Raw genomic sequence first — 23,045 nt, forward strand, 5'->3', positions numbered from 1 at the left:
TCATGCTGAGGGGCATGAGAATCCCCCCACGGATCGCCCGCATCGGTGCCCTCGGCGCCCTCGCCACGAGCCTTCTCATCGGCGGCCCGGCCGCCGCCGCCACGGCCACCCCACTCACCCCCCACGCCCCGCTCGCGCCCCTGTCCGTGTCCCAGGCCGCCCCGTCGGTGTCCCAGGTCGCGGCGGTCGGCGACATCTGCTACTCCGACCTGCCCTCGCAGGCCCATGACACCCTGGACCTGATCGAGGCCGGCGGCCCCTTCCCGTACCCGCAGGACGGGACCGTCTTCCAGAACCGCGAGGGCGTCCTGCCGACCCAGACCAGCGGCTACTACCACGAGTACACCGTCGTCACCCCCGGCTCGGACGACCGCGGCGCCCGCCGCATCGTCACCGGGAAGAAGACGGACGAGGACTACTACACCGCCGACCACTACGCGTCGTTCGACCTGGTCGACCACGGCTGCTGACCGGCCGCCGACCAGCGCCGATCGGCCGCCGACCACTCAAGACCGCCACCCCCCGCACCGCGGCCGCTGCCTGCTCGCAGGCAGCGGCCGCCGCGTTGTGCGGGCCGCGCCCCAACCCCCGCGGGGACGGCTGTCGGTGTCGCCCGGTAGCGTTTCCGGGAGACGGCGTTGTGCGGGAGCAAGGGGAGGCACCGTTGGCGAGCGGCCCGGACGTGGTCACATGCGGTGAGGCGATGCTGTTGTTGCTCGCCGAGCCCGGGGTCCCTCTGGAGCGGGCCGTGCACTTCCGCCGCTCGGTCGCCGGCGCGGAGTCCAATGTGGCCATGGGCCTGGCCAGGCTCGGCCACCGGGCCCGCTGGCTGGGCCGGGTGGGCGCGGATCCGGCCGGCCGGGCCGTGCTGCGCGAGCTGCGCGCCGAGGGTGTGGACGTGGCCCACGCCGGGGTGGACGAGCAGGCCCCGACCGGGCTGCTGCTGCGCGACAGCCATCCGCACCGCGCCATCGACGTGCAGTACTACCGCTCCGGCTCGGCCGGTTCCCGGCTCGCGCCCGAGCACATACCCGCCGAGGCCGTCGCCGGCGCCCGCCTGGTGCACATCTCCGGGATCACCCCGATGCTGTCGCCGACCGCGGCGGCCGCCACCGACCGGCTGATCGAGCTGGCCCGCGCCGCCGGAGCGGAGGTCTCCTTCGATCCGAACGTGCGGCGCAAGCTGGGCGGGGCGGCGCAGTGGGCGCAGACGGCCGGACGGCTGCTGCGCGAGGCCGACCTCGTCCTCGCGGGCGAGGACGAGCTGGAGCTGCTGACCGCGAGGTCCGCCGACGAGGCCGCGGCGGAGCTGCTGGACGGCCGGGCCCACACCGTCGTCATCAAGCGCGCCGACCGCTCCGCGACCGCCCTGACCGCGGGCGGCCGTGGGGACCAGCCGCCCTATCCGGTGCCGGTCACCGACCCGGTCGGCGCGGGGGACGCCTTCGCCGCGGGATATCTGTCGGCCCGGCTGCGCGGGCTGTCCGAGTCGCGGGCGCTCGCCGAGGCCGCCTGTGTGGCCGCGCTGGTCGTCCAGAGCGCCACCGACACGGACGGGCTGCCGAGCGCGGACGGGCGCGAGCGGGCCCTGGCCGCGTTCGAGGACGGCGCCGACCCCGTCCACCGCTGAGCCCGGGACCCTCACCCTCCACCGCTCCCCCCCGCAGACAATCGCACAGCGAACCGCCGCATATCCCGGAGGCAATCCGGAGCGGCATCCCCAGGAGACCCTTCTGAGAGGAAAGGCGGCGAATTGCCGTGTACCGCTGGGAGACCACCCGGGCCGCGCTCGCACAGCGGGTTTTCGCCATCATCCGCAGCGACAGCTATGACCACGCGGCCGCGGCGGCGGACACCCTGCTCTCGGCCGGCCTCACCACGGTGGAGTTCTCGCTGACCACCCCCTTCGCGCTGGAGGCCGTCACCACCCTGGTCCGCGAGGTCGGCGACGACGCGGTGATCGGCGCGGGCACGGTGCTCGACGCCGCCTCCGCCCGGATGGCCGTGGACGCGGGCGCCCGCTTCCTGGTCTCGCCGAGCCTGGACCCGGAGGTGATCCGCACCGGCCACCGCTACGGCCTGCCGGTCTTCCCCGGCGTCGCCACGCCCACCGAGATGGTGCGCGCGATGGAGCTGGGCGCGGACGCCCTGAAGCTGTTCCCGGCCTCCGCCCATAGCCCCCGCTGGGTGAAGGACGTACGGGCCGCGCTGCCGCAGGCCGCCCTGCTGCCCACCGGCGGGGTGACCGTGGCCGACGCCCCGGAGTGGATCGCCGCCGGAGCGGTGGCCTGCGGGATGGGCTCGGCGCTGACGGAGGGCGACCGGGACGTGGTGGCCAAGCGCGTCGCCGAGCTCCTCGCCCGCCTGCGGGACGTCGCGCCGCCCGGGGGTTCCTGACGGGGCGCCGGCCGCGGCGCTTTCCAGCAGGTGGTCAACGGGTTCCGCCGAGCGGCGCGTTCTGCCACCCTGAGCGCGCCGTGATCACGCGCACCGCGCGCCCCCGCCGCGTGTGCGCCGTGAGTACCGTTTTGTGCCGCTCGCCGCGGCCTGTGCGAAGGAGTCGCCATGCGACGTTCCGTCACGCTGTCCGCCCTCGCCGCCGTGCTGGCCGCCACCGCGGCCGGCTCGGCCCTGGCCGCCGCGCCCGCCGCCTCGCCCGCGGCCGCCGCCCGGCACCAGCGCGGCACGCTGCTCGACCGGGTGCCCGAGCGCGGCGTGCTGCGCGTGTGTACGACGGGCGACTACCGCCCCTTCACCTACCGCGACCCCAAGTCCGGCGACTACACCGGCATCGACATCGACATGGCTCGCGACCTGGCCAAGAGCCTGGACGCCAAGCCCGCGTTCGTGCCCACCACCTGGGCCAAGCTGGTCGACGACCTGGCGGCCGGGCGCTGTGACGTCGGCATGGGCGGGGTGTCGGTGACCTTGCCCCGGGCCCGCAAGGCGTACTTCAGCGAGCCGTACCTGACCGACGGCAAGACCCCGGTGGTGCGCTGCGAGGACGCGGAGAAATACCAGACGCTGGAGGACATCGACCAGCCGGGCGTGCGGGTGATCGTCAACCCGGGCGGCACCAACGAGCAGTTCGCCCGCGCCCACATCAAGCGGGCCACCCTCACCGTCCACCCGGACAACACCACGATCTTCGACGAGATCATCGCGGGCCGCGCCGATGTGATGATGACCGACGCCAGCGAGACCCGCTACCAGGCAAAGATCCACCCGGAGCTGTGCGCCGTCCACCCCGACAAGCCGTTCTCCTTCTCGGAGAAGGCGTACGCCCTGCCGCGCGGCGACCAGGAGTTCAAGGAGTACGTCGACCAGTGGGTGCATCTGGCCACCCACGACGGGACGTACGCGAAGTACGAGCACGACTGGATGAAGTGAGGGGCGGCGGGCGCGGGCGGGCTCAGGATCCGGCCTGCCCGTCCCCGGTCCGCCCATCCTGAGTCAGGCCGTCCCGGGCCGGCCCGGCCGCCGCGTCGAGGAAGGCGTCGATGAAGTCGCGGACGGCCGGGCGGTGGTCGTCGGGCCGCCAGGCGAGTGCCAGCCGGCTCGGCGAGAGCCCACCGACCGGAAGGGTGACCACGCCCGGCCGCCGGTAGATCGCGGCGTTGCCCGCGGCCAGCAGCACCACCCCGCTGCCCTCCTCCACCGCCTCGAACGTCTCGTCCGCGTTGGAGACCACCGAGCCGATACGCACCGGGTGCCCCGCCCGCTCCTCCAGGGCCAGCCAGTAGTCGCGCAGCGGGCCCGCGCTCTCCGGAAGGGCGAGGAACGGCTCGTCGAGGAGCTCGGAGAAGGCCACCTCGGCGCGCCCGGCCAGCCGGTGCCCGGCGGGCAGCGCGACCCAGCGCGGCTCGGTCGCCACCACCCGCACGCTCAAGTCCTCCTGTCCGGGGACCGGCAGCCACACCAGGGCCAGGTCCGCCTCGCCACCGCCCGCGAGGCCCGCCGTGGGGTCCTCCCAGTCGACCTGCCGCACGCGGATCCGCCAGTGCGGGCGCCGCTCGGCGAAGCGCGCCCGGGCCGCCGGCAGCAGGCCGCGGCCCACGCTGCTGGAGACGCCCACGGTCAGCACGGCCGCCTCCGCGGCCGCCGCCTCGCCGACCGCCCGCCGCGCCTCGTCCCAGACCCGGACCAGCTCGCGGGCCCTGGGCAGCAGGGCCCGGCCGGGGGCGGTGAGGACGACCGTCCGGCGGTCGCGGTCGAAGAGCCTGACCCGCAGCAGCTCCTCCAGCCGCCGGATCTGCTTGCTGAGCGCCGGCTGCGAGACGAACATCCGCTCGGCGGCGCGGGTGAAGTTGAGTTCTTCGGCGACGGCGAGGAAGTACCGCAGGTCGCGCACATGAGCGTCCACAGCCGATCGTTATCACACCACGGGCCCGGCCTCCCGGGCGGCCGCCGCCCCGGCCACCCGGCCACCCGGGGGCCTGGCGGCCCGGGGTCCGGCGGCCAACGGCCCGGCGAAGCGTTGCCCGGGCGCCCCGCTGCCCCGGGGGCCGCCGCTCAGCGCTCCAGCCGCAGCACCCGCACCCCGTACGGCGCGAGCACCACCGTGTCCCCAGGGGAGCCGTCCAGGGTGGTGAGCCGGCCGTCGGCCACCGCCGGCTCGACCGACAGCTCCTCGGCGGCCTGGCTGACCAGCCAGACGAAGACCCGCCCGTCCTCGTGGACCAGGCGGTCCACGGCGACCCGGGGGTCCGGGACGGTGACCGGGCGGCGGACCCCGGCGTGCGCGGCGAGGGCGTCGTACAGGGTGGTGGTCGCCTCGGGGTTGACCCGGGGGGTGACGGCCGCCATGTGCTCGATCGGATAGGTGCAGAAGACCACGCCACCCTCGCCGGTCTCGCGCAGCAGCAGCGCGGGGCGGCCGCGCCCGTCGACCGCGAGGACCTGGGCGCCGTCGGGCTCGACGGGGAGGAACACCCGGCTGTTCTCGGTGCCCGCCGCGCGGAAGGTGAGCCTCGCGCCCTCGGGGAGGGTGCCGAAGGCGCGGGTGAGGGTGAAGGTCACCTCGTCGTCCTCGATCGGGTCGACCAGGCCGTACTCCAGCTGGTGGCGGACGCCGAACAGCTCGTTGAGGTGGGCGTACCAGGGGCCGCGCTGCTCGTCGTGGGCGCCGGGGGAGTACGAGACGTAGACCGTGGCGCCCTCCCGGGCCCGGCGCTCCAGCTCGTACCAGGTGGGGGAGAGGAGCTGTTTGGTGGAGGGGACCAGCCACAGCCGTACGTCCGCGGGCAGCGCGCCGTCGCTCTCGCGCACCACCGCCGCCGGGGCGTCGGCGAGCCGGGCGGCCACCCAGGCCTGGCGGCCGGTCTGCTGGACGTAGGAGCGGTCCTCGGCGCGGGTGAAGGGGTAGAGGGTGTCCAGGTAGGAGGAGACGAGCAGGGCCGTGTCGGCGTCGGCGCGGCGGCAGCGGGGGAAGTCCACCGCGCGCAGCACCTCGCTGAAGGCGCGCAGTTCGCGCAGTTGCGGCTTGGGGGTGCCCGCGGTGTCGGTGAGGCCGAAGTGCATCTCGAAGGCGTGGTGGTGGTACGGGCGCTGCTCGCTGAGGTTGTCGTAGTCGGTGTTGTTCCAGGCGATCCAGCCGGTGGCCCCGGCCAGCAGGCTGTTGTGGAGGGTCTGCCGGTAGTAGCGGGCGGCGCCGGGGCCCGAGGCGAAGTCGGAGCTGACGCCGAACTCCTCCAGCACCACGGGCCGGCCGAAGGTGCCGGTCAGCTCGCACACCCAGGCGGCGGCGTAGTGCTGCCTGACCGCGTCGTCCTCCATGCGGTAGACGTGCGGTCCGAGGAAGTCGCACAGGTCGGCGGTGTCCCGGAGGCGGAAGCCGTTGTCGTGACCGGAGTTCTCCAGGCCCCAGGCGCCGTCGCCGAGCGAGACGGGCTGGGTGCCGCCCCCGGCCCGGACCGCGTCCACGACGATCTGGGCCCAGGCCGCGACCGCCTCGCGCTCGGCGGGCCCGGCGCCGGACCGCTCGCCGGGCTGGCGGCCGTAGATCGGCATCTCGTTGGAGACCAGCCAGCCGGCCACCGCGGGGTGCCCGGCGAAGCGGCGCACCGTCTCGCGGGCGAACCACGCCTGGCGGGACACCAGCCACACATCGCTGTACAGATCGCGGTCGCCGCGCCAGGGCGGGTCCCAGTTCTCGCCGGACATGTGGCCGACGAGGAAGGTGGGGACGGTGGTCATGCCGAGCGCCCGGTGGCGGTCGAGGAAGTCGGCGAAGCGCGCGCACAGCTCCTCGTCGAGGCGGTCGGGGGCGGGCATGAAGTCCGGCCAGTAGAAGAACGACCGGGTCATGTTGAGCCCGTGGTCCCGCAGCACGCGCAGCTCGGCCTCGACCACGTCCGGGTCGTACGAGCGCCACATCAGCGGGCCGCCGGTGCGTGACCAGTAGTTGGCGCCGAGCCAGATGACCGGGTGGTCGTCGACGGTGAGCCGTGCGGACGTGCGCTGCATCTGCGAACTCTCCCTCAGGCAGGGGGTGTCAGGGATGCGGCCCGTTGCGGACGGGCGGTGCCGCGCAGCAAGCAGTGAACGGCTTTACCGGTTTAGTGTCAACCCTCCGGACAGGGTCCGTACGCATCGCGGAGCGCCGGACGGGATCGGCGAGATCCGGCTCTACAGCAAGGTTCTCCGCCGGGACCTGGGTGTTCGACGATTCGACTAGTCCGGTTCAGCGAGGGAGCCGCGTCGCTCCTATTGACACCCTCTTCCGGGCCCCCTTAATTTCACGGCGCCGGTGGTGCGCGGACCGCCGCCCGGCGCCCGTCCTTCTCATCCCGCACGGCTCACGCCATTCGGCTTATGCCATACGGCTCATCCCGCACGGCTCACGCCATTCGGCTCATCCCGCACGGCTCGAACCCGCACAGCGAGGGGAACCCATGATCACGAGGACAACGGCCGGTCCGCGCCGCGCGCTCGCCGCCGGGGCCGCGCTCGCGCTCACCGCCACGCTCGCCGCCTGCGGCGGGGGCAAGAACAACAACGGCGGCGGGGGCGGGGTGCTGACCGTGGCCACGGGCTCCACGGGCAACTTCGTCCGGAACTTCAACCCCTTCGCCCCGCAGCCCCTCCAGGCCACCCACGGAATGATCTACGAGCCGCTGTTCCACCTGAACGCGGCGAAGGCCGGCGAGATCGAGCCCTGGCTGGCCACCAAGTACACCTGGTCGGACGGGGGCAGGAAGCTCCGCGTCACGGTGCGCTCCAACGCCACCTGGAACGACAAGAAGCCCTTCACGGCCGAGGACGTCGCCTGGACCTTCCAGATGGCGAAGGACGACAAGGCGCTCAACCAGTACGCCCTCCCCATCGCCTCCGCGAGCACCGAGGGCACGTACACGGCGGTGATCACCTTCACCAAGTCCGCCTACACCAAGGAGTACTTCATCCTCGGCAAGATGAAAATGCTCCCCAAGCACATCTGGTCGAAGATCCCCGACAAGGAGCGGGCGACCACCCTCAACACCAACCCGGTGGGCTCCGGCCCGTGGAAGGTGAAGTCAGTCAAGGGCATGACCATGGATCTCGTGGCCCGCGACGACTATTACTTCAAGGGGCTTCCGCACTTCAAGGTCCTGCGTTACCGGTCCTTCACCGGAAACAGCGGCGTCACCGCCGCGGTGACCTCCGGGCAGATCGACTGGGGCGGCGGTTTCATCCCCGACATCAAGAAGAACTACCTCGCCAAGGACAAGAATTTCGAACTCGTCAACATTCCCCTGGCGACCACGTTCTTCGTGCCCAACGCCCAGCGCGGCCCGACGGCCGACGTCAACGTCCGCAAGGCGATCAGCGCCGCCCTCGACCGCGAGTTCATGAACCGGAGCGTGTACGACGGCCAGGCGCCCGTCGCCAACCCCATGGCCCTGCTGCTCCCCAACTACGAGTCGGTGCTCGACCCGTCCCTGAAGGACGCCGTGATCGAGACCGGCCAGGACAAGGTCGACACGTATCTGACCGACTCCGGGTACACCAAATCGGGCGGCATGTGGCAGAAGGACGGCAAGAAGCTGTCCGTGACCGTCGAGCTGGTCTCCGGCTGGACCGACTACGTCAGCGTCGCCCAGCTGGCCAAGCAGCAGCTCAAGAAGGCCGGCATCGAACTGGTCGTCAAGGCCGAGTCGTACGCCCAGTGGACCAACAACCGCGCCCGCGGCCAGTTCCAGATGCTGCTGGACAACAGCGGCTACACCCCGGACCCGCGTGCCTATTACGCCCAGCTGCTGGACAGCTCCATTCCGCCGAAGATCGGCGAATCCACGAACGTCGGCAATTTCGGCCGCTATTCCAACCCGATCGTGGACAAGGCCCTGGACGAGATCGCCGCCGGCAAGGACCTGGCGAAACAGAAGCGCTGGTATTACCGGATCCAGCGGGAGTTCATCAAGGACATGCCGGCCATCCCGCTCTTCTACGGCCAGAACGAGCAGGAGTTCAACGGCAACCGCGTCACCGGATATCCCACCGAGGACAACCTCTACGCGGCCCCCTCCATCTGGCTCGACCCCGACGGCGGCTGGGTGGCAGCCCGTATCAAGCCCGCGAAATCCGGTCAGTAGGGCGCGGCAGCGTGCGGTACGTACTGCGAAAACTCGGCTTCTACGCCGTCGCCGCCTGGATGGCCGTCACCGTCAACTTCTTCCTGCCCCGGCTCATCCCCGGCGACCCGGTGCAGCTGATGATGGCCCGGATGTCGCAGTCCGGGCCCGTCGAACCGGGCCAGGAAGAGGCCCTGGCCGCCATGCTGGGCCTGAGCCACGGCAACCTCCTGACCCAGTACGGCGACTACCTGTCCTCCGTGGTCCACCTGGACTTCGGCCTCTCCGTCACCTACTTCCCCAGCCCCGTCACCGACGTGCTGCACGACGCCCTGCCCTGGACCCTCGTCCTCGTCGGCGCCGCCACCCTCATCAGCTTCGTGCTCGGCCTGACCCTGGGCACCCTCGCCGGCTGGCGGCGCGGCAGCTGGCTGGACTCCCTCGTCCCCTCCACCACCTTCCTGGCCGCCGTCCCCTACTTCTGGCTCGCGCTGCTGCTCCTCTACCTCTTCGGCCAGGTCTGGGGGGTGCTGCCGCTGGGCGGCGGCTACGACGAGACCCTGGACATCGGGCTGAACGGCGACTTCCTCTCCTCCGCCCTCGAACACGCGGTGCTGCCCGCCGCCACCATCGTGCTCAGCTCGGTCGGCGGCTGGATGCTCGGCATGCGCAACATGATGGTCTCCACCCTCGCCGAGGACTACGTCACCGCCGCCGAGGCCAAGGGGCTGCGCCCGCGCACCGTCATGGTCGGCTACGCCGCCCGCAACGCCGTCCTGCCGTCCGTCGCCGGCTTCGCCATCTCGCTCGGCTTCATCGTCAGCGGCTCGCTCGTGATGGAGATCGTCTTCTCGTACCCCGGCATGGGCTTCACCCTGCTCCAGGCCGTCGAGAACACCGACTACCCCCTGATGCAGGCGGTCTTCCTCGTGATCACCTTCGCCGTGCTGGCCGCCAACTTCCTGGTGGACCTGGTGTACGGCTTCGTCGACCCCCGGACCAGGCAGGCCCGATGACCGCCACCCTCCCCACCGCCACCCCGGCCGCCCCCGAACGCGCCGCCGGCCTCGGCCTGCTGCGCCTGGCGCTGCGCTCCCGCCGGCTGGCCCTCGGCCTCGGCGTCCTCGCGGTCTTCGCGCTCACCGCGGTGATCGGCCCCTGGCTCGCGGGCGACCCCGACGCGGTCAGCGTCGACCTGGGCCAGGCCCCGTCCGGGGCGCACTGGCTCGGCACCACCCAGACCGGCCAGGACGTCTTCGCCCAGCTCGTCGTCTCCGCCCGCGGCACCCTGGTGATCGGCGCCGCGGCCGCCGTCATCGCCACGGTCGTCTCTGTCGTCATCGGCATCGGCGGCGGCTTCCTCGGCGGCGTCGCCGACGAGACGCTCTCCCTCATCAGCAACGTCTTCCTGGTCATCCCGGGGCTGCCGCTGGTCATCGTGGTCGCGGCGTACGTCAAGGGCGACGGGGTCCTCTCCACCGTCCTCGTCATCGCCCTGACCAGCTGGGCCGCCTCCGCCCGGGTGCTGCGCGCCCAGACCCTCTCGCTGCGCGGCCGCGACTACGTGCTGGCCGCGCGCGTCTACGGAGAGAAGCGGTGGCGGATCGTGCTCGTGGAGATCCTGCCCAACGAACTGGCCATCATCGTGTCCCAGTTCATCCACGCCGTGATCTTCGCCGTGCTCACCCAGGCCGGCCTGGCCTTCCTCGGCCTCGCCGACCCCGCCTACCTCACCTGGGGGACGATGCTCTACTTCGCCCAGAACGCGGAGGCCCTGACCGGCGGCGCCTGGTGGTGGTTCGTCCCGCCGGGGCTGTGCATCGCCCTCCTCGGCGCCGCCCTGTCCCTCGTCAGCTTCGGCCTCGACGAGGTCCTGGACCCCAGGCTGCGCACCCGCCGACCCCGGAAGGGAGCGCGATGAACGACAGCGCGACGCATCACAGCGCGACCGAGAACAGCACGGCGAACGACATGGTGCTGCGCGCCGAGCACATCGACGTCGCCTACGAGGGGTACGGCGGGGCCCGCCCCACCCGGGCCGTCCGCGACGTCGGCTTCGAGCTGCGCCGCGGCGAACTGCTGGGCATCGCGGGCGAGTCGGGCTGCGGCAAGTCCACTCTCGCCTACGCCGTCGCCCGCTGTCTGCAACCCCCCGCCCGCCTGACCGCCGGCTCCGTGATCTTCCACGCCCGCGACGGCGGCGAGACCGACCTGCTGGCGCTGGAGGGCGAGGCGCTGCGCGCCTTCCGCTGGAACAAGCTGTCCATCGTCTTCCAGAGCGCGATGAACGCCCTCAACCCGGTGACCCGCGTCGGCCGGCAGTTCGACGACATCTTCCGCGCGCACCGGCCGGGCATGTCCGGCCCCGAGCGCCGGGAGCGCGCCCGCGCCCTGCTCGACATGGTCGGCATCGACCCCGCCCGGATCCGCGCCTACCCCCACGAGCTGTCCGGCGGCATGCGCCAGCGCGTCGTCATCGCCATGGCGCTCGCCCTGGAACCCGAGGTCGTCATCATGGACGAGCCGACGACCGCCCTCGACGTGGTCGTCCAGCGGGAGATCCTCGACGAGGTGGAGCGGCTGCGCGAGGAGCTGGGCTTCAGCGTCGTCTTCATCACCCACGACCTGTCCCTGCTGCTGGAGATCAGTGACCGGCTGGCGGTGATGTACGCGGGCGGCATCGTCGAGTACGGGCCCTGTGAGCGCATCGCGGCCGGCGCCGGCCACCCCTACACCCAGGGCCTGCTGCGCTCCTTCCCCGAGCTGACCGGCGAGCGCCGCGCGCTGCGCGGCATCCCCGGCTCGCCCCCCGACCTGCGCGGGGAGCTGACCGGGTGCCCCTTCGCGGACCGCTGCGAGCGGGCCTTCGAGCCCTGCCGCACGGTCGCCCCCCGGCCGGTCCCGCTGCCCGGCGGGGGCTATGCGGCCTGCCATCTGCACGACCCGGACCACATCGCCGCGGCGGCGGGGCCGCTCCACGAAGGGAGCCAGTCGTGACCGCGCTGGACGTCACCGGGCTCACCGTCGACTTCCCACAGCCCGGCGGGCGGCCCTTCCGGGCCGTCGACCGGGTCTCCTTCTCGCTGCGCGCGGGCCGCACCCTGGCGCTGGTGGGGGAGAGCGGCAGCGGCAAGTCCACCGTCGTACGGGCCCTGTCCCGGCTGGTGACGCCCACCGAGGGGGAGATCAGGCTCGACGGGGCGCGCCGCACGCGCGGCGCGGACTACCGGCGCGCCGTCCAGATGGTCTTCCAGGACCCCTTCGCCTCCCTCAACCCGGCCCACACCATCGGCCACCATCTGCACCGGCCGCTGCTGGCGGGCGGCAAGGCGCGGCGCGGGGCCGACGTACAGCGGAAGGCCGAGGAACTGCTGCGGTCGGTGAACCTCACGCCCCCGGCCGACGTGGCCCGCAAGCGCCCGCACGAGCTGTCCGGCGGCCAGCGGCAGCGGGTGGCCATCGCCCGGGCGCTCGCGCCGGGCCCGCAGGTGCTGCTGGCCGACGAGCCGGTGTCGATGCTGGACGTCTCGATCCGGCTGGAGATCCTGGGCCTGCTGGACCGGCTGAAGGACGAGCGGGGCCTGGCCCTGCTGTATGTGACCCACGACCTGGCCACCGCGCGCCACTTCTCCTCGGAGGTGATGGTGATGTACCGGGGGGAGATCGTCGAGCGCGGCCCCAGCGACGAGGTGATACTCGCCCCCCGGCACCCCTACACCCAACTGCTCGCCTCGGCCGCGACCGGATCCGGGGTGAGCCGCGAGGAGGCCCGCGCGGCGCGGGCGGCCCGGCTGGCGGCGCGGGCGCGGCGGGACGCCGAGCGGCGGGAGATCGTGGTCGGCGACGGCTGCCGGTTCCGGCCGCGCTGCCCGCTGGCCATGGACGCCTGCGCCCGGCGGCCCCCGGAGGCCGAGGTGGGCCCCGGGCACCGGGCCCTGTGCTGGCTGCCCGCCGGCGCCGGCACCGCCGGGTCCACCAACAGTTGTGCGTAGTTTGTCCGGACAACAGAACTTCACGACTTCCCGTCATGTGCTCATCCGGCTACGCTCGCCCCGTGGCAAAGCAGGAAGAAGATTCCTCCGGCCCGGCCGGCTCGGCGGAGACGCTCCAGTTCAGCGTGGACCGCAGCAGCCCCGTCCCGCTGTACTTCCAGCTGTCCCAGCAGCTCGAAGCGGCGATCGAGCAGGGGCGGCTGGCGCCCGGCAGCCTGCTCGGCAACGAGATCGAGCTCGCCGGACGGCTCGGCCTGTCCCGGCCCACCGTCCGCCAGGCCATCCAGTCGCTGGTCGACAAGGGGCTGCTGGTGCGCCGCCGCGGGGTCGGCACCCAGGTGGTGCACAGCCAGGTCAAGCGCCCGCTCGAGCTGAGCAGCCTGTACGACGACCTGGAGACGGCCGGGCAGCGCCCCGCCACCCGGGTCCTGCGCAACACCACCGAGCCCGCGACCGCCGAGGTCGCCGCGGCCCTCGGGGTCGCCGAGGGCACCGAGGTGGTGGTGATCGAGCGGCTGCGGCTGGCCCACGGCGAGCCCATGGCCCACCTGTGCAACCACCTCCCGGCGGGCCTGTTGAAGCTGGACAGCGCCGAGCTGGAGGAGACCGGTCTTTACCGGCTGATGCGCGCGGCCGGGATCACCCTGCACAGCGCCCGCCAGACGGTCGGCGCCCGCGCCGCCACCGCCGAGGAGGGCGAGCGGCTCGGCGAGCCGGCGGGCGCGCCCCTGCTGACCATGGAGCGCACGGCCTTCGACGACACCGGCCGGGCCGTCGAATTCGGCTCCCACACCTACCGGGCGTCGCGCTACTCCTTCGAGTTCCAGCTGCTCGTACGCCCCTGAGGGCTCGCCCGCGCGAAACAGGTCCCGACCACCCTCTGGACCCCGGCCGTACACCGTGACGGATACTTGGGCGGCGCCCGAGCCGATGACGCATGTCCGGGCGCCGCCGAACGGGACGTCTTCGAGAAGGGCTGGGTCTTCGTGGCCAGGGTTGGGACAGGGGCACGCGCGTTGACCGCCGCCGTGCTGGCGGCGGTGCTGGGGTTCGCCTCGGCGGGATGCAGCAGTACGGGCGGCAAGCGCGCCGAGGAGCGGGCCGAGCAGGCGGCGAACGCTTCGGGGCGCGCGGCGGTGAACACCCCGAGGATGACCTTCGCGATGGTCACCCACTCCGGCGACGGTGACACCTTCTGGGACATCGTCCAGAGCGGGGCCAAGCAGGCCGCGGTCAAGGACAACGTGAAGTTCCTCTACGCCCACCACGAGGAGGGCAAGGACCAGGCCCAGCTGGTGCAGACCTACATCGACCAGAAGGTCGACGGGCTGATCGTCACGCTCGCCAAGCCCGACGCCATGAAGGACGTCGTCAAGAAGGCGGAGAAGGCGGGCATACCGGTCATCACCGTCAATTCCGGGTCGGAGGAGTCCAAGGACTTCGGGGCGCTCACCCACGTCGGCCAGGATGAGACCATCGCGGGCGAGGCGGTCGGCGAGGAGCTGAACAAGCGAGGCCGCAAGAAGGCCCTGTGCGTGCTGCACGAGCAGGGCAACGTCGGCCACGAGCAGCGCTGCGACGGCGCCGCGCAGACCTTCGACGGCAAGATGGAGAAGATCTACGTCGAGGGCACCAACATGCCCGACGTCGAGTCGAGCATCGAGGCGAAGCTCCAGTCCGACAAGGACATCGACACCGTCGTGACGCTCGGCGCGCCCTTCGCCGCCACCGCCGCCAAGGCGGCCCAGCAGGCGGGCAGCAAGGCGGAGATCGACACCTTCGACCTCAACGCCAAGGTCGCCAAGTCGCTCCAGGACGGCACGCTCGGCTTCGCCGTCGACCAGCAGCCGTACCTCCAGGGCTACGAGGCCGTGGACCTGCTGTGGCTCTACCACTACAACGCCGATGTCCTCGGCGGCGGCAAGCCGGTCCTCACCGGCCCCCAGATCATCACCAAGGACGACGCCGCCGACCTGGCCAAGTACACCGACCGGGGGACCCGATGAGCGCGGACGCGCTGCCCGCGACCAAGGACGAGAGGCTGGCCCGCCGCTCCCTGCCGCGCCGCCTGGCCGGCCGGCCCGAACTGGGCGCGATCGTCGGCGCCGTCGCCGTCTTCGTCTTCTTCTCCGTCGTCGCCGACAGCTTCCTGCAGTGGTCCAGCTTCAGCACGGTGCTGAACGCCTCCTCGACCATCGGCATCATGGCGACCCCGGTCGCGCTGCTGATGATCGGCGGCGAGTTCGACCTGTCGACCGGGGTGATGGTCACCTCCTCGGCGCTGATCTCCTCGATGTTCTCGTACCAGATGACGGCCAACGTCTGGGTCGGCATCGGGGTGTCCCTGCTGGCCACCCTCGCCATCGGCTTCTTCAACGGCTTCCTGCTGGTGCGCACCGGGCTGCCGAGCTTCATCATCACGCTCGGCACCTTCCTGATCCTCCAGGGCTGCAACCTCGGCTTCACCAAGCTGATCAGCGACACGGTCTCCACCAAGTCCATCGGCGACATGGAGGGCTTCCCCGAGGCCCAGGACGTCTTCGCCTCCCACCTGACCATCGGCGATGTCGATCTTCAGGTCACCGTCCTGTGGTGGCTCGGGCTCGTCGCGCTGGCCACCTGGATCCTGCTGCGCACCCGCGCCGGCAACTGGATCTTCGCGGTGGGCGGCGGCAAGGAGGCCGCCCGCGCGGTCGGCGTGCCCGTCGAGCGCACGAAGATCGGGCTGTACATGGGCGTCGCCTTCGCGGCCTGGATCTCCGGACAGCACCTGCTGTTCAACTACGACGTCATCCAGTCCGGCGAGGGCGTCGGCAACGAGTTCCTCTACATCATCGCGGCCGTCATCGGCGGCTGCCTGCTCACCGGCGGCTACGGCTCGGCGATCGGGGCCGCCGTCGGCGCGTTCATCTTCGGCATGGCGAACAAGGGCATCGTGTACGCGCAGTGGAGCGCGGACTGGTTCAAGTTCTTCCTCGGCGCGATGCTGCTGCTCGCCACGCTGCTCAACTGGTGGGTCCGCAAGCGGGCGGAGGCCGGCGCATGACCACGACAGACACCTCCGCGGGCAGCTCCGCCCGGACGCCGCTGATCGAACTGCGCGACGTCAGCAAGAGTTACGGCAACGTCAACGCGCTGCAGGGGGTCTCCCTCGAGGTGCACGCCGGGGAGATCACCTGCGTGCTGGGCGACAACGGCGCGGGCAAGTCCACCCTCATCAAGATCGTGGCGGGGCTGCACCAGCACGACGCGGGCAGCCTCACGATCGAGGGCGAGGAGACCCGGCTCGGCTCGCCGCGCGAGGCCCTGGACCGCGGCATCGCCACGGTCTACCAGGACCTCGCCGTGGTGCCGCTGATGCCGGTGTGGCGCAACTTCTTCCTCGGCTCCGAGCCCACCAAGGGCCGCGGGCCCTTCAAGCGGCTCGACGTGGAGACCATGCGCACCACCACCCGTGCCGCCCTGCTGCGCATGGGCATCGACCTGCGCGACGTCGACCAGCCCATCGGCACCCTCTCCGGTGGCGAACGGCAGTGCGTGGCCATCGCCCGCGCCGTCCACTTCGGCGCCAAGGTCCTGGTGCTGGACGAGCCGACGGCGGCGCTGGGCGTCAAGCAGTCCGGGGTGGTGCTCAAGTACGTCGCGGCGGCCCGGGACGCGGGCCTCGGTGTGGTGCTGATCACCCACAACCCGCACCACGCCCACCTCGTCGGCGACCGCTTCGTCCTCCTCAAGCGCGGCGCGATGGCCGGCAGCCACCTCAAGACGGAGATCGCCCTCGACGAGCTGACCCGCCAGATGGCGGGCGGCAGCGAGCTCGAACAGCTCAGCCATGAACTCGCCCGCCCCTCGGCCAAGGACACCCCGACCGAGGTCTGAGCGGGGCCCAGCGAGGTCTGAGCGGGGCCCGCGCGGGCCCGAGCGAGGCCTGCGCGAGATCCGTGCGAGGGGCCCGGCCGAGAGGCTCGGCCGAGGGGCCCGGCCGAGGCCTGCCACCCCGCGCACCCCGGGCGCCGCATGGCGCGATGACCCGCCCCCGGCGGGACTCGCCATGCGGCGCCCGGTGCGCGTGAGGCACAATCGCACGGCGGGTCCCACCCCGCCACGACCACGCACGCCGAGGCCCCGGCCTCCCGAGACCCCCGCAGGGACGACGAACTCTTGCGCACCCGCAGCGACCGCACCCCCCACGCCCGCGCCGCCGCCCCGGCGGGTCCTCCCGGCCCGGGCCGGGAGGCCGTCGGCCCCGCCCGCGGCGGCTCCGGCCTCGGCGAGGGGGCGAGCCGATGAGCCTCTACCGTGAAAGGGTGCACCGGGGGTCGGCCCGGGCGACCGTGCTGCGCACCGTCGGCACCCGCGAGCGCCGCTCGCACCTCACCGCGCCCCGCGTGCCCACCGTCGGCATCGACATCGGCGGCACCAAGGTGATGGCCGGAGTCGTCGACGCCGACGGCGAGATCCTGGAGAAGGTCCGCACCGAGACGCCCGACAAGTCCAAGAGCCCCAAGGTCGTCGAGGACACCATCACCGAGCTGGTGCTGGACCTCTCCGACCGGCACGACGTGCACGCCGTCGGCATCGGCGCCGCCGGCTGGGTCGACGCCGACCGCAACCGCGTCCTGTTCGCCCCCCACCTGTCCTGGCGCAACGAGCCGCTGCGGGACCGCCTCGCCGAGCGCCTCGCGGTCCCGGTGATGGTCGACAACGACGCCAACGCCGCCGCGTGGGCCGAGTGGCGCTTCGGCGCGGGACGCGGCGAGGACCACCTGGTCATGATCACCCTCGGCACCGGCATCGGCGGCGCCATCCTGGAGGACGGCCAGGTCAAGCGCGGCAAGTACGGGGTGGCGGGCGAGTTCGGCCATATGCAGGTGGTGCCCGGCGGCCACCGCTGCCCGTGCGGCAACCGCGGCTGCTGGGAGCAGTACAGCTCCGGAAACGCGCTGGTCAGGGAGGCCCGCGAGCTGGCCGCCGCCGAGTCCCCGGTCGCGTACGGGATCATCGACCGGGTCGGCGGCAACATCCAGGAGATCACCGGGCCGCTGATCACCGAGCTGGCCCGCGAGGGCGACGCCATGTGCGTCGAGCTGCTCCAGGACATCGGCCAGTGGCTCGGCGTCGGCATCGCCAACCTGGCCGCCGCCCTCGACCCCTCCTGCTTCGTCATCGGCGGCGGCGTCAGCGCCGCCGACGACCTGCTGATCGGCCCGGCCCGGGACGCCTTCCGGCGCACCCTGACCGGCCGCGGCTACCGGCCGGAGGCCCGTATCGCCCGGGCCCAGCTCGGCCCCGAGGCGGGCATGGTCGGCGCCGCCGACCTGGCCCGGCTGGTCGCCCGCCGGTTCCGCCGCGCCAACCGGCGCCGCGTGGAGCGCTACGAGCGCACCGGGACCGGCCCCCTGCGGCTGGCGTCGCGCGGACAGGCGGGGCGCGAGTGACCGCCGCCGACCAGCGTCCGGGCACCGGCTCACCGCCCGGCCGGGGCACCGACCGCGCCACCGAGCCCCCCACGCCCCCCGCCGGCCGCCGGCCGCGCCGCTGGCTCAAGGCGCTCGCGGTCTTCCTGCTCATCACCATCCCGGCGGGCTATCTGGTCATCTCCGCGCTCCAGAGCCGCGACAGCGGCGAGGACAAGCAGGAGAACGCCTCGGCCACCGGCCTCACCGCCGGCTGGCCCAGCAAGGTGCAGCGGCGCATCTACGACGTGCCGATCCCGGGCTACTCCGACGACGTGGCGTACTACGAGACCAACGCCTGGAAGAGCAGCTCGCTGTACGTGCAGTTCGTCACCTCCGTCCAGGGCCTGGACCGGTTCCTGGTCAACGTCGGCACCGACCGCGCCGCCCTCAAGAACGGCGAGATCACCATCGACGCCGACGAGGCCGAGAAGGTCGGCTGGCGGCTCGGCGGCGACGAGGACTGGGCCGGCACGGTCTTCACCCAGAAGCAACCCCAGCCGGAACTGGAGATCACCGTCGACTTCGACAACCGGCGCCACCCCAAGGTCTACGTCGTCTCCACCGTCACCCCGTAGCCCCGGCCGACGGCCCGGCGGCCGGACCCGAGCACGGTCCCGTCCCGGGCCTCGGCCCGTCCTCACCCGTCCGCGGGCCACGCCTCGGGCGCGCGTCCTCCCAAACCCACCCGGACCACCGCGTATGTCTCGCCGTCCCTTGGCGGCCGCGTCCAGGAACGGGTGGTGAATGTGTGCAGCCGCCCGTTCATGAGGGCCTGTCGCGGCAGAGACGCGCCGAACTCCCCGGCCACCGCTTCCAGCAGCGACCGTTCCGTCCCGGCCACGTCCTCCAGGGCGCCGAAGAACCGGCTCGGATCCAGCGCCCGCGGTATCTCCCCGCTCTGCTCGACCTCTCCGCCGGCATAGGTGAACGCGTACTGCTCGGCACCGTCTCGCGCCACGGAAAGGTGGAAGAACGGCTCGCCGTGCCAGGCCCTCAGGCCGCTCCACACCACCACCGCGCGAGTGCCCGCGCCGGCGGCAGCGGCCGGGGAGACGAACCGCTGCCGACCGAACGGGGCGGGATCGCCGTCGAAGGCGAAACTCCAGCCGGGGCCGGCCCGGCCGACCGCCATGAGGGCCCGGTCGTCGTAGGACGAGAACTCCCTCTTGTCCCGCAGCGCGTGGCGCGCCTCCCACAAGGTCATGGGCCGGCTCAGCGCGGCGTCGTCCCCGTCCGCGAGGCGCCCGGGCAACTCCTCCGGCTCCACCCCCTCCACCAGGACGAACCGGTAGGAGGTGCGATGGTCGCCCTGGTCCGGCTCCGCGAGCCACGCCAGGCCGCCCGGGTCGAGCCCGGCGGCCGGGCCCGGCGCCTCACCCGGCTGCCCGCCCCGCGGAGTGGACAGCAGCTCGCGGCCCCGCTCCGGGGTCAGCAGCGGCCCGAGTACGGGGTCGGCCACCCAGCCCAGCGGCGCCAGGTGGTCCGGTCCCAGCGGCTCCCACAGCGGCACGGCGCTCATCAGCATCCGCCATGCCCCGTCGGTGTCCCCCCACCGCGCCAGCTCCCGCGCCCGCTCGACCGCCTCGCCGAACGGCCCCGCCGCCGTGTACCGGTACGTGCCGCGCCGCACCTCCTCCAGGATCGCGTACGCCAGTGACACCAGCTCCTCCTCGGCGCCCCCCAGATGGAACCTCAGCGTGGAGTCGTCCCGGTACCGGTGCGCCGCGTGCTCGGCGACCAGCGGGGGCAACAGCTCGGGCGCGTACCGCGGGTCCGTGGCCAGGCCGTCGAAATCCACCTGATAGGTCTGTCCGAGCAGGCGCCGTATCTGGTCGCCCAGCCCGGCGGCCCGCGGTCTGCCGTACTCCTTGGCCTCGTCCAGCGCCTTCACGGCCCGCTCCCAGCTGCCGCGCAGCGCCTCCAGCCGGGCCTCCTCCACCTGGATGTCCAGCTCTCGCGTCGTGTCGTTGGCGAACTCCGGCTCCCCGTCGCCGCTGTGCGCCTCCAGGCTGTGGAACTGCCGGTGCATGGCCCGCATGAACTCCAGGAAGTTCGCGTGCCGCTTGGGCGGCTCGGCCAGCCAGCTCGACCATGTGTAGACGGCCCACTCACCGTCCTCGTCCACGTCATCGGGATCCATGAGCACGTGGGTGATGTCGGACTCGACGTCGAGCTGTAACCCGCGCCGCCAGAGGTCCGCCTCCCGCCGCTCCTCGGGCCCGGCGTTCTCGTCCAGATACCCCTCGAAGGTGACCGCGAGCCCCGACGCGTCGTTGTGCCAGCGCGCGTCCCCGGTCCCCGCCAGCAGCCACACGAACCCGCCCGCGTGCCGCCACCCGTCGCTGACCTTGAGGAACTCCCGGTACGACGGGGGCATCCGCCGGCCGAGGCGCTCCTCCATGTCCGCGATCCGCTCCTCGGACGCGGGCGGGAACCCCAGCCACCGCGCCCGCCGCGCGGTCTCGTCGTCCTCGCCCCGCGTCTCGCCGTCGGGCAGGGAATCCGCCCACTCCCCGCTCCATCTGAGCAGGAAGGACCGCCAGTCGAATGCCGTGATGTCCGTCATACGCACGATGCTGCCACCTGCCACCGACAGCGCCCGGCGCGCGGGGCTTACTTGTCGACCAGGGACATGTGGTGCTCGTTTTGACATCCTCGCCGCCCTGAAGGGCGGTGATTCCCGCTTACCGCGCCGTTGAAGGCTGCGGTGTCGGGTGGGTTCCTGCTTCGCCGCGCGGTGCCGGGAGGATTCCCGGTCTTACCTGCGCTCCACAGGCTGACACGGCCAGTCCGGCCGCCTTGGCGACGTTGACCGCCGCGTTGATGTCCCGGTCCAGGACGGCCCCACATGCCCCGCAGGTCCATACACGGACATGCAGGGGCTTGGGGCCGTCCTGGACGCCGCACTGCGAGCACACCTGAGACGTGGGCTCGAAGCGGCCGATCCGGATGAAGGTGCGCCCGTACCGGGCGGCCTTGTACTCCAGCATGCTCACGAACGCGGACCATCCGGCGTCGTGCACGGACTTGGCCAGGCGTGTACGCGCGAGTCCCTTCACCGCCAGGTCTTCCACAGCCACCGCTTGGTTCTCGCGGATCAGCTTTGTGGAGAGCTGGTGATGGAACTCGCGGCGAGCGTCGGCGACACGGGCGTGCGCCCGTGCGACGCGGACCCTGGCCTTGTCCCTGTTCTTGCTGCCCTTCTTCTTGCGGGAGAGGGCGCGCTGCGCCTTCTTCAGGCGCTTCTCGGTCCGGCGCAGGAATCGCGGGCTGCCGACCTTCGTGCCGTCGGAGAGGACCGCGAAGTGCCCGAGCCCGAGATCGATGCCCAACTCCGGCGACACCTCGGGCAGGGATTCCTCCGGGCCGGTCTCCACGACGAAGCTCGCGAAGTACCGGCCCGCGCTGTCCTTGACCACGGTCACCGTGGACGGCACCGACGGCAGAGCGCGGGACGTCAGGAACCCCTTGCCGAGCGGGCTGAAGGGCACGAAGCCGATGCCCAGGGCTACACAGGTGGGCAGCACCTCCGGCTCGGGGTCCCTGGTCCACAGCGAGTACTCGCTCTGCACCGCCGTCACCGGATGCACCGCGTGGGCGCGGCGGATGGTCCGCGCACTGGCCTCCGAGAGGCCGAAGCAGCGCACCTTGCCTTCCTGGACCAGTTCGCCCACCGTCCCGGCGACGTCCTCGATCGGTACGTCCGGGTCGACGCGGTGCTGGTAGAACAGGTCGATCGTGTTCACTCCGAGGCGCTGGAGGGAGGCGTCGGCCACGGCGCGGATCTGCTCGGGGCGGCTGTTGAGCCCGGCGGGTGCGCCGTCCTCGATGCGGAAACCGAACTTGGTCGCGATCACCACCTGGTCGCGCAGCGGGGCGAGGGCCTCTCCGACGAGTTCCTCGTTGACGTACGGGCCGTACACCTCGGCGGTGTCGAAGAAGGTGACGCCGCGTTCGACGGCGCCGCGGAGTACGGCGATCATGTTCTTGCGGTCGCCGGGGTTCGGGCCGTAGCTCTGGGACATGCCCATGGCGCCGAGCCCGATCGCGGAGACGCGCAGGTCCCGTCCCAGTGTGCGTGTGTGCATCGTTCTCCTCCTTGCCGGGCGACCCGCTCGGTCAGCCGAGTGGGTCTGTCCTGCCGAGTGGTGACCGAGGGGAAGTGTCGCCTGGTCGTTCACGCGATGGCCTTCACGGGCGGTAGGGCGGCCGCCGGAGCGTCGGGCGCCGTTTTCTGGGGCTACCAGGCGTACGCCTCAGGAGCCTCACCTCCGGGGCCCGGCCAGATCTCGTCGAGCGCGCGGAGGGTCTCGGGAGGCAGGGACAGGTGCGGGGCCCGCAGCGATTCGGTCAGTTGCTCGGGGGTACGCGGCCCGACGATGGCGGTGGCGACGGCCGGGTTGTGCAGGAGCCAGGCCAGTGCGACGTCCGCAGGGCGCTCGCCGAGGTCCGCGCACAGGGCTTCGTACTTCTCGAGCTGCGGCCGGTGCCGCTCGACGGTGGCCAGGAAGTCGGGTGACGAGCGCCGGCCGCTGTCGGCCTTGCGCAGGGTGCCGCCGAGCAGGCCGCCGCCCAGCGGGCTCCACGGGATCAGGCCGAGGCCGTAGTGGCGCAGGGCGGGGATCAGTTCGAGCTCGATCGTGCGGGCGTTGAGGTTGTACAGGCTCTGCTCGGACACGAGGCCCAGGAAGTGCCGCTTGCTCGCCTCCTGCTGGGCGGTGGCGATGTGCCAGCCGGCGAAGTTGCTGCTGCCGACGTAGGTGACCTTGCCCTCGCGGACGAGTTGCTCCATGGCCTGCCAGATCTCGTCCCACGGGGTCGAGCGGTCGACGTGGTGCATCTGGTACAGGTCGATGTGGTTCGTCCGCAGCCGTCGGAGGCTGGCCTCGGCGGCCCTGCGGATCTTGTAGGCCGACAGGTACTTGTCGTTGGGGCCGGTGCCCATGGGCTGGTAGAGCTTGGTGGCCAGCACGATCCGGTCGCGCCGGCCGCCGCCCTGGGCGAGCCAGCGGCCGATGATCTCTTCGGACAGGCCGTAGCCC

The 23,045-nt window shown here is 72.3% G+C and carries 21 protein-coding genes; 16 read left to right on the forward strand and 5 right to left on the reverse strand.

Annotated features, from left to right (window positions below):
- The first annotated feature begins 14 nt into the window (after window positions 1–14).
- The 4 genes from BBH68_RS24545 (at window position 15) to BBH68_RS24560 (ending at window position 3,390) form a co-directional block, all read left to right on the forward strand.
- A complete protein-coding gene (locus BBH68_RS24545; RefSeq protein WP_065965657.1) occupies window positions 15–470 on the forward strand; it encodes a ribonuclease in 456 nt (151 codons plus the stop codon).
- 194 nt (window positions 471–664) lie between these two features.
- Window positions 665–1,630: a sugar kinase gene (locus tag BBH68_RS24550; protein WP_076970661.1), complete on the forward strand. Its 966-nt coding sequence runs from the start codon at window positions 665–667 to the stop codon at window positions 1,628–1,630.
- Between the two features lie 128 nt (window positions 1,631–1,758).
- Window positions 1,759–2,397 (forward strand): bifunctional 4-hydroxy-2-oxoglutarate aldolase/2-dehydro-3-deoxy-phosphogluconate aldolase, encoded by a 639-nt coding sequence (locus BBH68_RS24555; protein WP_065965658.1) that lies wholly within the window; start codon window positions 1,759–1,761, stop codon window positions 2,395–2,397.
- A gap of 168 nt (window positions 2,398–2,565) precedes the next feature.
- Window positions 2,566–3,390 (forward strand): transporter substrate-binding domain-containing protein, encoded by an 825-nt coding sequence (locus BBH68_RS24560; protein ID WP_065965659.1) that lies wholly within the window; start codon window positions 2,566–2,568, stop codon window positions 3,388–3,390.
- 22 nt (window positions 3,391–3,412) lie between these two features.
- Here the strand turns inward: BBH68_RS24560 and BBH68_RS24565 are convergent, their stop codons facing one another.
- Window positions 3,413–4,363 (reverse strand): LysR family transcriptional regulator, encoded by a 951-nt coding sequence (locus BBH68_RS24565; protein WP_065965660.1) that lies wholly within the window; start codon window positions 4,361–4,363, stop codon window positions 3,413–3,415.
- A 149-nt stretch (window positions 4,364–4,512) separates the two neighbouring features.
- Window positions 4,513–6,465: a glycoside hydrolase 5 family protein gene (locus BBH68_RS24570; RefSeq protein ID WP_065965661.1), complete on the reverse strand. Its 1,953-nt coding sequence runs from the start codon at window positions 6,463–6,465 to the stop codon at window positions 4,513–4,515.
- Between the two features lie 428 nt (window positions 6,466–6,893).
- Between BBH68_RS24570 and BBH68_RS24575 the strand changes: the two genes are divergently transcribed.
- The 12 genes from BBH68_RS24575 to BBH68_RS24625 all read left to right on the forward strand — a co-directional run bounded on the left by BBH68_RS24575 (window position 6,894) and on the right by BBH68_RS24625 (window position 18,578).
- Window positions 6,894–8,573, forward strand: a complete 1,680-nt coding sequence (locus tag BBH68_RS24575; RefSeq protein WP_065965662.1) for an ABC transporter substrate-binding protein — start codon at window positions 6,894–6,896, stop codon at window positions 8,571–8,573.
- Window positions 8,574–8,584: 11 nt separating this feature from the next.
- Window positions 8,585–9,568 (forward strand): ABC transporter permease, encoded by a 984-nt coding sequence (locus BBH68_RS24580; protein WP_065965663.1) that lies wholly within the window; start codon window positions 8,585–8,587, stop codon window positions 9,566–9,568.
- Window positions 9,565–10,473 (forward strand): ABC transporter permease, encoded by a 909-nt coding sequence (locus BBH68_RS24585; RefSeq protein WP_065965664.1) that lies wholly within the window; start codon window positions 9,565–9,567, stop codon window positions 10,471–10,473. Before BBH68_RS24580 ends, BBH68_RS24585 begins: the two co-directional genes overlap by 4 nt.
- Before the next feature lie 50 nt (window positions 10,474–10,523).
- On the forward strand, window positions 10,524–11,549 hold the full coding sequence (locus BBH68_RS24590) for an ABC transporter ATP-binding protein (RefSeq protein ID WP_425428841.1): 1,026 nt from the start codon (window positions 10,524–10,526) through the stop codon (window positions 11,547–11,549).
- On the forward strand, window positions 11,546–12,544 hold the full coding sequence (locus BBH68_RS24595) for an ABC transporter ATP-binding protein (protein WP_065965666.1): 999 nt from the start codon (window positions 11,546–11,548) through the stop codon (window positions 12,542–12,544). Before BBH68_RS24590 ends, BBH68_RS24595 begins: the two co-directional genes overlap by 4 nt.
- 125 nt (window positions 12,545–12,669) lie before the next feature.
- Window positions 12,670–13,389: a GntR family transcriptional regulator gene (locus BBH68_RS24600; protein WP_065965686.1), complete on the forward strand. Its 720-nt coding sequence runs from the start codon at window positions 12,670–12,672 to the stop codon at window positions 13,387–13,389.
- Between the two features lie 171 nt (window positions 13,390–13,560).
- Window positions 13,561–14,550 (forward strand): sugar ABC transporter substrate-binding protein, encoded by a 990-nt coding sequence (locus BBH68_RS24605; RefSeq protein ID WP_245738284.1) that lies wholly within the window; start codon window positions 13,561–13,563, stop codon window positions 14,548–14,550.
- Window positions 14,547–15,590: an ABC transporter permease gene (locus BBH68_RS24610; protein WP_065965667.1), complete on the forward strand. Its 1,044-nt coding sequence runs from the start codon at window positions 14,547–14,549 to the stop codon at window positions 15,588–15,590. Before BBH68_RS24605 ends, BBH68_RS24610 begins: the two co-directional genes overlap by 4 nt.
- Window positions 15,587–16,423 carry an ATP-binding cassette domain-containing protein gene (locus BBH68_RS24615; RefSeq protein ID WP_065965668.1) on the forward strand — a complete coding sequence of 279 codons (837 nt, stop codon included), beginning with the start codon at window positions 15,587–15,589 and terminating at the stop codon, window positions 16,421–16,423. The genes BBH68_RS24610 and BBH68_RS24615 overlap by 4 nt, the downstream gene beginning before the upstream one ends.
- Window positions 16,424–16,705: 282 nt before the next feature.
- On the forward strand, window positions 16,706–16,834 hold the full coding sequence (locus BBH68_RS44095) for a hypothetical protein (protein ID WP_281182493.1): 129 nt from the start codon (window positions 16,706–16,708) through the stop codon (window positions 16,832–16,834).
- Window positions 16,831–17,982 (forward strand): ROK family glucokinase, encoded by a 1,152-nt coding sequence (locus BBH68_RS24620; RefSeq protein WP_065965669.1) that lies wholly within the window; start codon window positions 16,831–16,833, stop codon window positions 17,980–17,982. Before BBH68_RS44095 ends, BBH68_RS24620 begins: the two co-directional genes overlap by 4 nt.
- Window positions 17,979–18,578: a hypothetical protein gene (locus BBH68_RS24625; RefSeq protein WP_065965670.1), complete on the forward strand. Its 600-nt coding sequence runs from the start codon at window positions 17,979–17,981 to the stop codon at window positions 18,576–18,578. Before BBH68_RS24620 ends, BBH68_RS24625 begins: the two co-directional genes overlap by 4 nt.
- 62 nt (window positions 18,579–18,640) lie before the next feature.
- On the opposite strand, the gene BBH68_RS24630 is transcribed toward BBH68_RS24625, so the two are convergent.
- The 3 genes from BBH68_RS24630 to BBH68_RS24640 all read right to left on the reverse strand — a co-directional run.
- Complete coding sequence (locus tag BBH68_RS24630; RefSeq protein ID WP_065965671.1) at window positions 18,641–20,569, reverse strand: SMI1/KNR4 family protein; 1,929 nt, start codon at window positions 20,567–20,569, stop codon at window positions 18,641–18,643.
- A gap of 118 nt (window positions 20,570–20,687) precedes the next feature.
- Entirely contained in the window at window positions 20,688–22,091 is a 1,404-nt protein-coding gene (locus BBH68_RS43335) for an RNA-guided endonuclease TnpB family protein (RefSeq protein ID WP_065965672.1), read from the reverse strand.
- 152 nt (window positions 22,092–22,243) lie between these two features.
- Window positions 22,244–23,045, reverse strand: an 802-nt coding sequence (locus BBH68_RS24640; protein WP_065965673.1) for an aldo/keto reductase, incomplete at its 5' end; no start/stop codon positions are given.

The sequence above is a fragment of the Streptomyces sparsogenes genome, from assembly GCF_001704635.1.
Classification (GTDB): domain Bacteria; phylum Actinomycetota; class Actinomycetes; order Streptomycetales; family Streptomycetaceae; genus Streptomyces; species Streptomyces sparsogenes.

Excerpts from the sequence above, each read along its gene's own strand:
- BBH68_RS24545 (WP_065965657.1), top strand. The coding sequence starts at position 15 with ATGAGAATCCCCCCACGGATCGCCCGCATCGGTGCCCTCGGCGCCCTC.
- BBH68_RS24560 (WP_065965659.1), top strand. The coding sequence starts at position 2,566 with ATGCGACGTTCCGTCACGCTGTCCGCCCTCGCCGCCGTGCTGGCCGCC.
- BBH68_RS24570 (WP_065965661.1), bottom strand. The coding sequence starts at position 6,465 with ATGCAGCGCACGTCCGCACGGCTCACCGTCGACGACCACCCGGTCATC.
- BBH68_RS24575 (WP_065965662.1), top strand. The coding sequence starts at position 6,894 with ATGATCACGAGGACAACGGCCGGTCCGCGCCGCGCGCTCGCCGCCGGG.
- BBH68_RS24585 (WP_065965664.1), top strand. The coding sequence starts at position 9,565 with ATGACCGCCACCCTCCCCACCGCCACCCCGGCCGCCCCCGAACGCGCC.
- BBH68_RS24590 (WP_425428841.1), top strand. The coding sequence starts at position 10,524 with ATGGTGCTGCGCGCCGAGCACATCGACGTCGCCTACGAGGGGTACGGC.
- BBH68_RS24610 (WP_065965667.1), top strand. The coding sequence starts at position 14,547 with ATGAGCGCGGACGCGCTGCCCGCGACCAAGGACGAGAGGCTGGCCCGC.
- BBH68_RS24615 (WP_065965668.1), top strand. The coding sequence starts at position 15,587 with ATGACCACGACAGACACCTCCGCGGGCAGCTCCGCCCGGACGCCGCTG.
- BBH68_RS24620 (WP_065965669.1), top strand. The coding sequence starts at position 16,831 with ATGAGCCTCTACCGTGAAAGGGTGCACCGGGGGTCGGCCCGGGCGACC.
- BBH68_RS24630 (WP_065965671.1), bottom strand. The coding sequence starts at position 20,569 with ATGACGGACATCACGGCATTCGACTGGCGGTCCTTCCTGCTCAGATGG.
- BBH68_RS43335 (WP_065965672.1), bottom strand. The coding sequence starts at position 22,091 with ATGCACACACGCACACTGGGACGGGACCTGCGCGTCTCCGCGATCGGG.